Source organism: Haloferax sp. Atlit-109R (genome assembly GCF_003665865.1).
Taxonomy (GTDB): domain Archaea; phylum Halobacteriota; class Halobacteria; order Halobacteriales; family Haloferacaceae; genus Haloferax; species Haloferax volcanii.
In genome coordinates this window covers 899,807-913,136 of sequence record NZ_QPLO01000001.1, presented here as the reverse complement: position 1 = coordinate 913,136, position 13,330 = coordinate 899,807, and the positions used below count along the sequence as shown (strand labels likewise).

The window sequence follows — 13,330 nt, the reverse complement described above, 5'->3', positions numbered from 1 at the left end:
GACGCGCGCGCGGCAGAGGACGCGGCTCCCTCTGCTGTCGAATCAACGGCCATACCCGGTCATGAGGAATAACGGGACTTTAACGCAACACCCCATTCCAACGCGGTGGGAATAGGCGAAATCAGAAACACCGTGGTCGCGAATGGACCGATATGGAACTCACGCCACGGCGCGCCGGAACCGTCGCACTGCTCGCGCTCCTCCCCGCGGTCATCTTCGGCGTGACGCAAAACCCCCTCGCAGGGGTCGTCACGGCCGTCAACGTGCTTCTCATCTCGACAACCATCTACCTCCTCATGAGTCCGACCGAGGGCGGACACGGACACGACGGCGACGCCGACCCCGAGACCGACGCCGAACACGCCGCCTGAGATGGACGGCGGCATCTCGCTCGGACTGCCGGCCGCGACGCCCGAGGCCGTCGCGTTCCTCCTCGTCGGCCTCTTCGGCGGGGCGCACTGCCTCGGGATGTGCGGCCCGCTCGTCAGCGTGTACGCCGACCGCCTCGCCGACCGCGAAGGCGTCGACAGTCGGTCGCTCACGCTCCGACAGGTCCGCCAACACGCCCTGTTCAACGTCGGGCGAGCGCTGAGCTACGCCGCCATCGGAGCCGTCTTCGCCCTCGTCGGGGGCCTGTTTTTCGACGCGTTCGACTCTGTGGCCGCCGTCGGGAGCGGCGTCCGCGCGACGACCGGCCTGCTCGTCGGGGCAGCCATCATCCTCACCGGCGTCGGCTACCTTGTCGGCCAGTCGGCCGCCATCGACCGATTCACGCCGACCGCGGTCACGCGCCTGTTCGGTCGCGTCAGCGGCTGGGCGACCGCCCGCGTCGACAGACTCGTCGGCGGCCCGCGAATCCTCGGGCTCGGGGCGATTCACGGCCTGCTCCCGTGTCCCATCATCTACCCGGCGTACCTGTACGCCTTCTCGACGGGCGACCCGCTCCGGGCCGCCGCCTTACTCGGCCTGCTCGGCCTCGGGACGATTCCGACGCTGTTCCTCTACGGGACGCTCCTCGGTCGCGTCTCGGCGCGCCGGCGGGCGACGCTCCACCGGGCGCTCGGGGCGGCGTTCCTCGTCCTCGGCTACATCCCGCTGTCCCACGGGCTGATGCTTCTGGGCGTGTCGGTCCCGCACCTTCACGTGCCCTTCTACCAACCGTTGTGACGATGTCGACCACGACGCGGTCCCGCGGGTCGGCCGGCGGCGGAAGCGACGGCGACGACGGCGAGGGCTGTGACCTCTGCGGCCTGCCGACGCCGACGCCGCCCGTCACCGGCGACGAGGTGGACGGCGAGTTCTGCTGTCGCGGCTGTCTCGAAATCACCCGCGCGCTCGGCGACGCCGCGAGCGCCGACCCCGAGACGGTCGAACGCGAACTCGCGGGCGAGACAGACGAAGTGCCCGACGACGCCGAGCGGACCTACATGGCCGTCGACGGGATGCACTGCGCCACCTGCGAGGCGTTCGTCTCGGGAACCGCGCGGACCTGCGAGGGCGTCTACGCCGCGGAAGCCAGCTACGCCAACGACATGGTCCGCGTCACCTACGACCCCGAAACCGCCGACTTGGACGGGCTGTCGGGGACGCTCGCGCGCTACGGCTACGGCACGCGCGACCCCGAGGAGCGCGAGGCGGCCGAGCGGTCGGACAATCAGGTCGCCCGGTTCGTCATCGGCGGCGGCGTCTTCGGCATGATGGTGATGCTGTGGTACGTCCTGTTTCTGTACCCGACCTACGTCGGCTTCCAGCCGGTGGTCGAACTCGGCGTGTTCGACGGGGTCTACATCCTCGGCAACATCTGGGTGATGACCTCCATCGTCCTGTTCTACACCGGCTTTCCCATCCTCCGGGGGGCGCTCGTCAGCCTCCGCGCCGGCCAGCCGAACATGGACCTGCTCGTCTCGCTGGCGGCGACGAGCGCCTACGTCTACTCGACGGCGGCCGTCCTCGCCGGCGAGACGCACGTCTACTTCGACGTGACCGTCGCCATCATCCTCGTCGTCACGCTCGGCAACTACTACGAGGACCGCATCAAGCGGAAGGCCGCCGGGATGCTCTCGGACCTCGCGGCCTCGCGCGTCTCGGAAGCGCGCCGGCGAGTCGAAGGCGACGCCGACGGCCCCGGCGACACCGCCGTCGAGATGGTCGCGCTCGACGCGCTCGAATCGGGCGACCTCGTGGAGGTCCGACCGGGCGAGCGCGTCCCGGTCGACGGCACGGTTCGAGAGGGGACCGCCGCGGTCGACGAGGCGCTCGTCACCGGCGAGTCGATGCCGCGGACGAAGCGACCCGGCGACGACGTGCTCGGCGGCACCGTCGTCACCGACCGCCCGCTCGTCGTCGCGGTCGGCGAGGACGCGACGAGCACCCTCGACCGACTGGTCGAACTGCTCTGGGACATCCAGAGCGCCCGCACGGGCGTCCAGCGCCTCGCCGACAAACTGGCGACCATCTTCGTCCCGACGGTGCTCGTCCTCGCCGCCGTCGCCTTCGGCTGGACCCTCCTCGGCGGCGGCACGCCGACCGACGCGCTCCTCGTCGGCCTCACGGTCCTCATCGTCTCGTGCCCGTGCGCCCTCGGCCTCGCCACGCCGTTGGCGGTCGCCTCGGGCATCAAGGAGGCCGCGGGCCGGGGTATCGTCGTCGCCTCCGAAGCCGTCTTCGAAGCCGTCCCCGACGTTGACGTGGTCGTCTTCGACAAGACCGGGACGCTCACCGACGGCGACATGGCGGTCCTCCGGGTCGTCGGTGACGGCGAGAACAGTGGGGGCGACGGCGAGAACGCCGCGCTCGCCGCGGCCGCCGCGCTCGAACGGTTCTCGGCGCACCCGCTCGCGACCGCCGTCGTGGAGGCGGCCGAAGACCGAATCGAGGCGGCGGGGGCGGATGCGTCGATTCCCGACGTTGCGGCCGACGACGTGACCGTCCACGACCGCGGCGTCTCCGGAGAGGTCGACAGAGGACGCGGGCGCGTCGTCGTCGGTCATCCCTCGCTCCTCCGCGACGAGGGCGTAACGCTCGCTCCGGCCCACGAGGCCGCCGTCGAGGCCGCCCGCGACGAGGGCGCGGTGCCGGTCGTCGTCGGCTGGGGCGGGCGCTCTCGGGCGGTGCTCGTCGTCGGCGACGAACCGCGCGAGGCGTGGGACGACGTGGTCGCGGCCGTCGCCGACGACGGCCGCCGCGAGGTCGTGGTCCTCACGGGCGACTCCGAGCGCGCCGCGCGCCGGTTCCGCGACCACCCGGACGTGACGGACGTGTTCGCGGGCGTGCCGCCGGAGGCGAAAGCCGAGACGGTCGAACGCCTCCGCGCCCGGGGGACCGTGGCGATGGTCGGTGACGGGAGCAACGACGCGCCCGCGCTCGCCGCCGCCGACATCGGCATCGCGCTCGGCACGGGGACGGACATCGCGGGCGACGCCGCCGACGCGGTGCTCGTCGGCCGCGACATCGACGCGATACCCGAGGTGTTCTCGCTTTCGACCGGGGTGAACCGCCGCATCCGCGGCAACCTCGCGTGGGCGTTCGGCTACAACGCGGTCGCCATCCCGTTGGCCGCCTTCGGCGTGCTCAACCCGCTTTTCGCCGCCGTCGCCATGGGCACGTCGAGCCTGCTCGTCGTCGCCAACTCGGCGCGGTCGCTCGACTGAGTCGCCTTCCCGAGACGGTCACCGAAAGCGGACCAGTCAAGTCGCTCCGTCTCGTCGGGAACGATAATGACAGACGACCCCTTCTCGCTCGCCGTTCCGGAGGGGTGGACCGTCGAGACCGACGTGGACACCGACGAGGCGAGCGCTAAGACCGTCTACGAGTCGCCCGACTCGGACCGGCGCGTCACCATCACCGAGTTCGCGCGCGGGCTGACGCTCTACTGGTGGGTCGACATCTTCGCCTTCGCTGACGGGGAGTGGCACCGCCGCGAGGTCGGCCTCGGTGACTCCTACCGCGACGTGGACGCCGTGAGCGACGCCGCACAGGACGCCCTCGACCGGCTCGCGTCGTCGGGCGAGCGAATCGAATCGGTAGCCGACGACTGATTTATCACGGTCGCTACGCGACCGGCATACATGTACCTCGTCGCCTACGACGGCTCTCGGCTGGCGAACGCGGCGCTCGACAGGGCCGCGCAGTTCGCGTCGGCCACCGGCCACGACGTGCTCGCGGTCGCCGTCGTCCCCGACGATTCGGCGTACGCCGTCGAGGCGGGGTGGGTCCCGTCGCGGGAGGTGTTCGACCGGCAGACGGTCGTTGGAGAGCTCCACGAGACCGCGGTCGATATCGCGCCGTCGGCGTCGTTTCAGGCGGTCACGGTCAGTCGGGACCCCGCGCCCGGGAACATCGTCGCGGAGCTCAGGACGGTCGCGTCCGAGACGGACGCGAGCGTCATCTTCGTCGGCAGCGAGAACGCGGGTCGCGTCGTCGTCCCGCTCGTCAGCGTCGGCGGGAACGTCGCGAGCGACGACGACCACGACGTGCATATCGTCCGCCACGCGCCCCCGGAGATTCACCGGCGGTTTCCCAAATCGCACTTCTACCTTCCCTGAGCGTCGCCCCGACGCCCGGGACCCCGCCGCCGTCGCACCACCGTTTCATGTGTCGCGGCCGCGAACGTCACGTATGCGAGATATCAGATTCGTCTACACCGTCGGCACCGACCCCGAAACGGTCGCTGAACGCCTGTCGAACGCCTCGTCGGGCGTGCTGTCGCTGGCCGACGGCGGCCGCTCGTATGCGATTCCCGCGCACGTCTCCTACGACGCCGACGGCGGTCGACTCCTGTTCCGACTGACCGACGACGGCGAAAGCGAGAAGTTCGCGTTCATCGAGGAGACGGAGGAGGCGACGTTCGTCTGCTACGAGGACGCCGGCAAAGACTCGTGGAGCATCATGGCCCGCGGGTCGATTCGCGTCCTCCCGGACGACGAGCGCCCCGACGCGGCGACGATAAACGACCTGTTCGGCGGCGTCCGCGTGTTCGACGAGGAGGTCGACGACCTCGAATTCCACCTCGTCGAACTCGAACTCGACGAGCTGACGGGCCGCGAAACCGCCAGATAGTCGCTTCGCGGGTGTCGTCTCGTGGCGTCGTGGCGGGTCAGTAGAACCCGACGACCGGCTCATCGGCCGCGAGCGAGGTCGCAACCACGCGGTCGACGCGGGGGTGCTCACCGAGCCAGCCGGCGATTTCCGCGGCCGTCTCGGCCAGTCGCTCGTCGTCGACCATGTTGAGGACCGGGACGACCCGCGCCGTCTCGGGCACGCCTTTCATCCCGCCGCGGTCGTTCGACAGCACGGCGGCCACGTCCCACTCGGATATCGCGTCGCCGACGGCCGTCCCCGACACGTCGGAGACGAGTTCGGGTCGGTGAACGCGCTCGTCGGAAAGCGACTCGCCGACGACCCGGACGCTGGCGACCGGACAGACGAGGTCGGCCGTGTCGGGGAGTTGCGGTTCGTCCTCGCCGGGGGCTTTCAGCCAGCGCGAGCGCGCGCCGTCGGCCTTGACGAGCACCACGTCGTCGGTGGCGCGCGCGATTCGGTCGACCGTCGCCGGGTCGTAGCCGCGGTAGCGGTCGGAGCGCTCGCGCTCCGGCACGACGCCGAGCGGGCGGGGTTGCGTCTCCGCGACGGCGGTCTCCGGGTCGTCGGTGACGACCACCTCGGCCACCTCGTCGTCGAAGATTGGGATGCGGACGGTGCTCGTGACCACGCCGTCGAGGTCGCGGGCGAGTCGGTAGAGAAGCGATTTCTTGCCGCCCGCGCCGACGGCGCAGACGAGGTCGTCCGGGCCGATACCGAGGGCGTCGGCGAGCGTCGGAGGCGAGGCACTCGGCGCGGGCGACGCCGACGGGTCAGTCATCGGCCGCCACCTCCGGTTCGACCGTCACGCGGACGGCGCTGTGTTTGTACTCCGGTATCTTCGCCACCGGGTCGAGCGCATCGCCGGTCAGCCGGTTCACGAGCGGGTCGACGTAGTGGAACGTGGCGAAGACGGTCCCGCGGCGGACGGCGGGCGTCACCTCGGCCGCGACCGCGACCTCGCCGCGGTCGTTTTCGACGCGGACGGTCGCACCGTCGTCGATGCCGCGGGCGGCGGCGTCGTCGGGGTGAATCTGCAAGCTGTCCTCGCCGCGCATCCGCATCAGCACGCCCGAACGTCGGGTGAGCGCGCCGCTGTTGAACTGTTGGAGGACGCGCCCCGTCACGAGGACGAGTTCGTCGTCGGCGACGGGGTCCGCCGGGTCGACGTGTTCGACCACCCGGAACGGGGCGGTCTTCGACCCCGATTCGAACGCGTCGGCGTGGAGGATTGCGGTCCCCTCAGTCGCACCCTCGGGGAACGGCCAGCGCTGGCTCCCCGCGCCGATGCCGTCGTACGACATCCCGGCGTAGATGGGCGTCACCCGCCGGAGTTCGTCGAAGACGCCCTCGGGGGTCGCCGGCGCGTCGAGGCCGGCCACGCGGGCGGCGAACTCCCGGAGGATGTCGAGGTCGGCGCGGGCGTCGCCGGGCGGCGCGACGTTCCGGTTCATCCGGATGACCTGTCGGTCGGTGTTCGTCACCGTCCCCGACTTCTCGGCCCAGACGCTCCCCGGAAGCACCACGTCCGCGAATTCGACCGTCTCGGTCGGGAACACGTCGTGGACGACGCAGAAGTCGAGGGATTCGAACGCCTCGCGGACGCGGTTCGCGTTCGGCTCTGTCACGGCGGGGTTCTCACCGAAGACGTAGGCCGCCCGCACCTCGTCGCCGAAGCGGTGGGTCGCTTCGACCTCCGTGAGCCCCGGCAGGGCGGGTGGTTCGAACCCCCACACGTCGGCAACGGCGGCGCGGGCGTCGTCGTCGGTGACGGGTCGATACCCCGGCAGGACGTTCGGGAGCGCGCCCACGTCGCCCGCGCCCTGCACGTTGTTCTGCCCGCGGAGGGGGTTGACGCCGGTGCCCGCCTTCCCGACGTTGCCGGTCAAAAGCGGGAGGTTGATGAGCGCCTGCACGTTGTCGGTTCCGCAGTGGTGTTGGCTCATCCCCATCCCGGTGAAGACGGCCGCGCGGTCGGCCTCGCCGTAGGCGCTCGCGGCGGCTCTGAGGTCGGTGGGGTCGACGCCGGCGCGCTCGGCCTCAGCGTCGATATCGAGCCCCGAGAGAGACTCGCGGAGCGTCTCGAACCCCGTAGTGCGCTCGGCGACGAACGCCTCGTCGACCAGTCCCTCCTCGACGACGACGGCGGCCATCGCGTTGAGAAGCGGGATGTCGAACCCCGGCTTCACCGGGAGGTGGATGTCCGCCGCCTTCGTCGTCTGGTTCTCGCGGGGGTCGACGTGAATCATCGTCGTCCCCGACTTGAGCGCCGGCAGCAGGTACGAACGGAAGATGACCGGGTGCTGTTCGGCGGGGTTCGCGCCGGTCACGAGGAACACGTCGGCCTCGCCGAGGTCAGAAAGCGAGTTCGTCATCGCCCCCGCGCCGAAGCGGTCGCCCATCGCCGCCACCGTCGAGGCGTGACAGAGCCGCGCGCAGTTGTCGACGTTGTTCGTCCCGAGCGCCCGCGCCGTCTTCTGGAGCAGGTAGTTCTCCTCGTTCGTGCAGTTCGACGACGAGAAGAAGAACGTCGAGTCGGGGCCGTGGTCCGCGACGACGCGGGAGAACTCGCGTTCGATGCGGTCGAACGCCTCGTCCCACGTCGCCTCGACGAGCCGGCCGTTCACTCGCACCAGCGGGGTGGTCAGGCGCTCGTCGTGGTCGACCACGTCCCACGCCGCGGCCCCCTTGGGACAGAGTTCGCCCCGCGTGTTGACCGGGCCGTTCCACCCGACGGCGCTCCCGCGGTCGGCGTCGTAACGGATGCCGCAGCCGACGCCGCAGTACGGACAGACGCTCTCGCTCGATGCCGCCACCCGCTCAGGCACGCTGACACACCACACACATAGTCGAACGTGTGACCCGAACGGTATTCATCGTACCGCCGACTGCGACGGGGTGAAAATCGCCGGTGGACATACGTCCGCTCGTGTCGTTCGGTCGAACTGTGCACGAGCAGGCAACCGCGCATCGGGAGGCCGAGGAAGCGAGCGGACGCGAGGACGTGCCGTGGCACGCGCTCGAAGGCGAGGCGGCGCTAGAGCGACTCGGGTCGAGCCGCGAGGGTCTCGACGCCGACGACGCGGCCCGCCGACTCGACGAGGAGGGGCCGAACGAACTCGCGGACGAGGAGGGCGTCTCGCCGCTTTCGCTCCTCGTCTCGCAGTTCACCGGGCCGCTCATCCTCCTGCTTTTCGTCGCCGCCGGTCTCTCGCTGGCCGTCGGCCTCCTGCCCGGCCGCGACCCGGGCTACACCGACGCGGCGCTCATCCTGCTCATCCTCTTCGGAAACGGCCTGTTCGGCTTCGTGCAGGACTACCGCGCCGAACAGGCGCTCGCGGCGCTCCGGGAGATGGCGACGCCGGACGCGACGGTCCGACGCGGGGGGTCGATTCGGGCGGTCCCCGCGACCGAGGTCGTCCCGGGCGACGTGGTCGTCCTCGAAGCGGGCGACGCCGTTCCCGCCGACGCCCGTATTCTCACGGCGGCCGACTGCCGCGCCGACGAGTCGACGCTGACCGGCGAGAGCGTCCCGGTGGACAAGGCGGTCGACCCGGTCGAATCCGACGCGGCGCTGGCCGACCGGAGAAGCGTCCTCCACGCCGGAACCACCGTGGTCAGGGGTCGCGCCGAGGCCGTCGTCGTCGCCACCGCGATGGACACCGAACTCGGGGGCATCGCAGACCAACTCGGGCAGGCCCGCCAGCGCGAGACGCCGTTCGAAATCGAGGTCGACCGCCTCGGCCGCCGCATCGGCGTCGGCATCGTCGCGCTCATCCTGCTCATCGCGGCGGTCCAGCTGTTCCTCACCGCGACCGACCCGGTGGTCGTCCTCCTCGTCGCCGTCACGCTCGCCGTCGCGGCCGTCCCCGAGGGCCTCCCGGCGGTCGTCACGCTCACCCTCGCGCTCGGGTCGCGGACGCTCATGGAGCGCAACGCGCTCGTCCGCAACCTCGCGGTCGTCGAGAGCCTCGGCGCGGTCGACTACATCGTCACCGACAAGACGGGGACGCTGACCGAAAACCGCATGACCGTCACCCGCGCGTGGCTCCCCGACGACCGGACGGTCGAACTGGACGGTGGTTCGGATTCGACTGCCGCCGCGTCGGGAGACGGCGACGCGAGCCCCGACGCAGGGGCCGTGTCGGACCCGGACCCGGCGCTCGCGGCGCTGCTGTCCTGCGGTGCCCGCTGCAACGACACCAAGGAACTCGACGGCGGCGACCACCGCGGCGACCCCACCGAAGTCGCGCTCGTGACCGCCGCCGCCGACGCGGGCCTCGACGGCTCGCGCGACCCCGACGACCGACTTCGCGAGGTCCCCTTCACCTCCGAGCGAAAGCGCATGTCGGTCGTCGTGGACGATTTCGACGCCCCCGGCGACGGCCCCGTCGCGCTCGTGAAGGGCGCGCCCGAGGAAATCGTCGCGCGGTGCGACCGCGTCCTCGTCGACGGGGAAATCGAGGCGTTCACCGACGAGCGCCGCGAGCGCGTCGAAGCGACCGTGGCCGCCTTCGCCGACGACGCGCTCCGCGTGCTCGGGTTCGCCTACGCGCCCGCGGTCGACCCCGACGCCGACGACGAGACGCTCGAATCGGGGCTCGTCCTCCTCGGACTCCAGGGCATGACCGACCCGGCGCGCGAGGGCGTCGCCGAGGCGGTCACCGACTGCCGCGACGCCGGCGTGCAGGTGACGATGGCGACCGGCGACACACCGCGGACCGCCCGCGCCATCGCCCGCGAGGTCGGCATCGACGCCGACTCGGTCGTCACCGGGACCGAGGTGGCCGCCATGGACGACGAGGAACTCGGGCGAGTCGTCGAGGAGACGAACGTGTTCGCCCGCGTCGCGCCCGAGCACAAGGTCCGCATCCTCCGGGCGCTTCAGGACGCGGGCTACACGGTGGCGATGACCGGCGACGGCGTCAACGACGCGCCGGCGCTCGGCAACGCCGACGTGGGCATCGCCATGGGCGACCGTGGGACGCAGGTCGCACAGGGCGCGTCGGACGTGGTGCTCCGCGACGACAACTTCGTCACCATCCGCGACGCCATCGCGGAGGGCCGCGGCATCTTCGACAACATCCGCAAGTTCGTCAACTACCTGCTGTCGGCCAACGCCGGCGAGGTGTTCGTCGTCTTCCTCGGGACGCTCCTCGGCGCGGCGCTGTTCCCCGAGGTGTTCGCGTCCGAGTCGGCGCTCGTCATCACGCCCGTCGCGCTCCTGTGGCTCAACCTCGTCACCGACGGCTTCCCCGCGCTCGCGCTCGGCGCGGACCCCAAGTCGGACGACGTGATGCACAGGCCGCCGCGCCCCCGCGACGAGGGCGTCCTCGACCGCCGGACCGTCGCCTCGATTCTCGGCATCGGCGTCGCGCTCACCGCGACCGGACTGGGCGTGTTCTTCTACGCGCTCTCTCGCTCCGGCGACCTCGTCGTCGCTCAGACGGTGCTGTTTACGTTCCTCGTCACCGCCGAGTTGGTCCGCACGCAGTCGGTTCGGCTCCGCTATCGGCTGTCACCGCTTTCGAACCCGTGGCTCCTCGGCGCGGTCGGCCTGTCGCTCGCGCTCCACCTCGTCCTCCTCTACACGCCGGTCGCGGACCTGTTCGGCGTCGTCCCGCTCGGCCTCACGGAGTGGGGCTGGGTCGCGGGCGCGTTCGTCCCGTTCCTCGTCGCGAACCTGTGTCTGGTGTGGCTCAACGACCGGCTGTTCGCTCCGTGAGCGACCCGAGCGCGCCCATGAGTCGGTCGCGGTAGAGATAGCCGAGGACCGACGCGGCGAGCAACGCGCCGACGAACACCGCGGTGAGTTCGGCGTTGCCGTCGGCGGCGGCCGCGCCCGCGAGGTTCACGAGCAGGAAGCCGGGGAGCCGGCCCACCGCCGCGACGACGACGACCCTGCGAACCGGGATGTCGGTGAGGCCGGCGGCGAAGCAGATGGCGTCGTCGGGGAGGCCGGGGACGAGAAACACGAGAAAGAGGACGGCCAACCCGTGGGTCTCCATCGCGTCGTCGAAGACGGAAAGCGCGTCGGCGGTGACGACGCGCTCGACGTACGGCCGGCCGAGAAATCGCGCGAGCGAGACGGCGAGCGCCGTGCCGAGGACGATGCCGACCATGCTGTAAACCGTCCCCCAGAGCGCGCCGAACAGGTAGCCGCTGGCGAAGCCGAGCGCCTGTCCGGGGATGGGCGCGACGAGCACCTGCGCGATTTGCACGCCGACGAACGCGAGCGGGGCGAGCGTCCCGAATTCGAGGAGCCACGCCCGCAGCGCCGTCGGATTGGCGAGAAACGGAAAGCGGTCGACGAGCGTCGTGCCGACGAGGGCGAGGAGGGCGACGACGACGACGGCGAGCGCGAGCGTCCGCCATCGGTCGCGCCGCGATTCGAAGAGGTCGGGGACTGATACCACGGATACCCACTCGCACGCCGCGGTGAAAAGCCCGGCGCGACCCCTCCCGGCGACTCCGCGAGCGCCCCACCGACCGCGGGAGCGCTTTTGTCCCGAGACGTTGTAGTAATAATCGTGATGAATACGATTCTCGTCGCCGTCGACGGCTCCCCGCTGTCGAAGCGCGCGTTCGAACAGGCCCTCTCGCACGCCGACTCGACGGTCGTCGCGCTGCACGTCATCGACCCGACGGACCCGGGTTACAGCGCGCCGTCGGACGCGGACATCAGCACGGAACCGCTCCACGGCTCCGAGGAGTGGTACGAGCGGGCGCAGGAACTCGCGGACGGAATCTTCGAGGAACTCGCGGCGGTTGCCGACGGGAGCGAGGTGGAACTCAGGACCGAGACGCTCCGCGGCGACCCCGCGCGGACCATCGTCGACTTCGCTCGTCGGGAGGGCGTCGACGCCGTCTACCTCGGCGGCCACGGCCGCGCCGGCGAGACGGACCTGCTTTTCGGCAGCGTCGCCGAGTTGGTCGCCGGCCGCGCGCCGATGAGCGTGATGGTCGTCCGCTGACGGGCGCACTCGCGCTCGTTCGCGGTCGCCTCGCGGCCGGCTGTCGGCCCGAGCGACGCGCCTCACGTCACGTCACGTCACGTCACGTCACTCGTCGTCGTCAGCCGGCGGCACGCACAGGACGGGCACGTCCGAGAGCCTGACGACCCGCTCCGCGACGCTCCCGAGCAGGTAGCGCTCCAGCCCGCTCGTCCCGTGGGTCCCCATCACCACGAGGTCGATGTCGCGCTCGTCGCCGTAGTCGATGATGGTCTCGTGGGGCAGGCCGACCCGAATCTCCGTCTCGACGGGCACGTCGCGGTCGGCCGCGCGGTCGGCAACGACACCGACCGCCGTCTCCCCGCGCGTCTGCGAATCGTCGTCGTCGACGGGCGCGTCCGCGTGGCCGGTCCGAACGTCGACGACGTAGAGAACGTGCAGGGCGGCCCCGTAGGTCGCCGCGAGGTCGACCGCGTACTCGGCCGCGCGGACCGCGTGGTCGCTGCCGTCGGTGGGGACGAGAATGTGGTCGAACATACCCGCACAGACGCGCGCCGAGCGAATAAAACCGAACCCGTCCGGGACCGGGGTGGCCGAGCCGAGCCTTCCGCGTCGCACCCCGAACCGACCACACCCGTCGCTCTCGCTCGCGTTCCCGATTCCCGGCCACCGGGAAGGATGAGTCCGCCTTATGCCCGAATCGCGCGTACCCTTCACCGGGTGGTGAGGAGCATGCAGACTGACGGTGAACGGAGGGTGGAACTGTGGATTCGTCCGATTCGGGACGGCCTCGGGGAGGAACACCAAGCGCTCGTCGTCCGACTCGAACGGCTCGCGGACGAGGGGGTCGTCGACGACGTGTGCGTCCGAACGTGGGGACGAGAGGTCGATGTGGAGTCCGACACCGCGCCGACGAAGCGCGACGCGGTCGTCCGCGAGCGACTCGCCGAGTGTCGCCACTGGGCGCGAAGGGAAGGGGTCGCGCTCCCGACGCTCGACGAGCGGGCGACGGTCGGGTCGGGGCGGATGGGGCCCGAACACGACGCGGTCGTCCTCCCGCCGACGCTGGGAATCGTCTTCCGGAGCGACGAAATCGAGGTCGTCTACCCGCACGAGCGAGACGAGGGGCTCCGAACGCTCTCCGACTGGGTCGAGACCGCGAGGTCGTCCCTCGGCGTCGACCGCGACCGCGCCGAGGTGTAACCGGGGACCGGCCGTCGATTCCCCGTCGGCTCCCCGTCGGACTCGCCGGACGATAGCCCCCGAGCGAGAGCGGCGAAGCGTCACGCTTACTCGGG

General features: G+C 71.0%; 13 protein-coding genes. 9 read left to right on the top strand and 4 right to left on the bottom strand.

Features of this window, described 5'->3' with window-relative positions; genetic code table 11:
- The first annotated feature begins 152 nt into the window (after positions 1–152).
- The 6 genes from DVK03_RS04775 (at position 153) to DVK03_RS04750 (ending at position 5,058) form a co-directional block, all read left to right on the top strand.
- Positions 153–371: a hypothetical protein gene (locus DVK03_RS04775; protein WP_004064201.1), complete on the top strand. Its 219-nt coding sequence runs from the start codon at positions 153–155 to the stop codon at positions 369–371.
- Between the two features lies 1 nt (position 372).
- Positions 373–1,167 carry a sulfite exporter TauE/SafE family protein gene (locus tag DVK03_RS04770; protein WP_004064203.1) on the top strand — a complete coding sequence of 265 codons (795 nt, stop codon included), beginning with the start codon at positions 373–375 and terminating at the stop codon, positions 1,165–1,167.
- A gap of 2 nt (positions 1,168–1,169) precedes the next feature.
- On the top strand, positions 1,170–3,650 hold the full coding sequence (locus DVK03_RS04765; protein WP_115802340.1) for a heavy metal translocating P-type ATPase: 2,481 nt from the start codon (positions 1,170–1,172) through the stop codon (positions 3,648–3,650).
- 66 nt (positions 3,651–3,716) lie between these two features.
- Entirely contained in the window at positions 3,717–4,037 is a 321-nt protein-coding gene (locus DVK03_RS04760; protein ID WP_004044006.1) for a hypothetical protein, read from the top strand.
- 30 nt (positions 4,038–4,067) lie between these two features.
- Complete coding sequence (locus tag DVK03_RS04755) at positions 4,068–4,544, top strand: universal stress protein (RefSeq protein WP_115802339.1); 477 nt, start codon at positions 4,068–4,070, stop codon at positions 4,542–4,544.
- A gap of 73 nt (positions 4,545–4,617) precedes the next feature.
- Complete coding sequence (locus DVK03_RS04750) at positions 4,618–5,058, top strand: pyridoxamine 5'-phosphate oxidase family protein (RefSeq protein WP_004044008.1); 441 nt, start codon at positions 4,618–4,620, stop codon at positions 5,056–5,058.
- Positions 5,059–5,095: 37 nt separating this feature from the next.
- On the opposite strand, the gene yqeC is transcribed toward DVK03_RS04750, so the two are convergent.
- Both yqeC and fdhF read right to left on the bottom strand, forming a co-directional pair.
- Positions 5,096–5,860, bottom strand: a complete 765-nt coding sequence (yqeC, locus tag DVK03_RS04745; protein ID WP_115802338.1) for a selenium cofactor biosynthesis protein YqeC — start codon at positions 5,858–5,860, stop codon at positions 5,096–5,098.
- Positions 5,853–7,895 (bottom strand): formate dehydrogenase subunit alpha, encoded by a 2,043-nt coding sequence (fdhF, locus tag DVK03_RS04740; protein WP_115802337.1) that lies wholly within the window; start codon positions 7,893–7,895, stop codon positions 5,853–5,855. The genes yqeC and fdhF overlap by 8 nt, the downstream gene beginning before the upstream one ends.
- 95 nt (positions 7,896–7,990) lie before the next feature.
- Here fdhF and DVK03_RS04735 point away from each other — a divergent pair, with 95 nt between their 5' ends.
- Positions 7,991–10,804, top strand: coding sequence for a cation-transporting P-type ATPase (locus DVK03_RS04735; protein WP_115802336.1), 2,814 nt, complete (start codon positions 7,991–7,993; stop codon positions 10,802–10,804).
- On the opposite strand, the gene DVK03_RS04730 is transcribed toward DVK03_RS04735, so the two are convergent.
- A complete protein-coding gene (locus DVK03_RS04730; RefSeq protein ID WP_006600525.1) occupies positions 10,779–11,495 on the bottom strand; it encodes a TVP38/TMEM64 family protein in 717 nt (238 codons plus the stop codon). The two genes, DVK03_RS04735 and DVK03_RS04730, sit on opposite strands and share 26 nt — an antisense overlap.
- A 117-nt stretch (positions 11,496–11,612) precedes the next feature.
- Between DVK03_RS04730 and DVK03_RS04725 the strand changes: the two genes are divergently transcribed.
- Positions 11,613–12,053 (top strand): universal stress protein, encoded by a 441-nt coding sequence (locus DVK03_RS04725; RefSeq protein WP_006600526.1) that lies wholly within the window; start codon positions 11,613–11,615, stop codon positions 12,051–12,053.
- 87 nt (positions 12,054–12,140) lie between these two features.
- Here the strand turns inward: DVK03_RS04725 and DVK03_RS04720 are convergent, their stop codons facing one another.
- Positions 12,141–12,569: a universal stress protein gene (locus tag DVK03_RS04720; protein WP_049897042.1), complete on the bottom strand. Its 429-nt coding sequence runs from the start codon at positions 12,567–12,569 to the stop codon at positions 12,141–12,143.
- Between the two features lie 195 nt (positions 12,570–12,764).
- Here DVK03_RS04720 and DVK03_RS04715 point away from each other — a divergent pair, with 195 nt between their 5' ends.
- Positions 12,765–13,235 (top strand): HTH domain-containing protein, encoded by a 471-nt coding sequence (locus tag DVK03_RS04715; RefSeq protein WP_049896119.1) that lies wholly within the window; start codon positions 12,765–12,767, stop codon positions 13,233–13,235.
- Positions 13,236–13,330 lie beyond the last annotated feature (95 nt).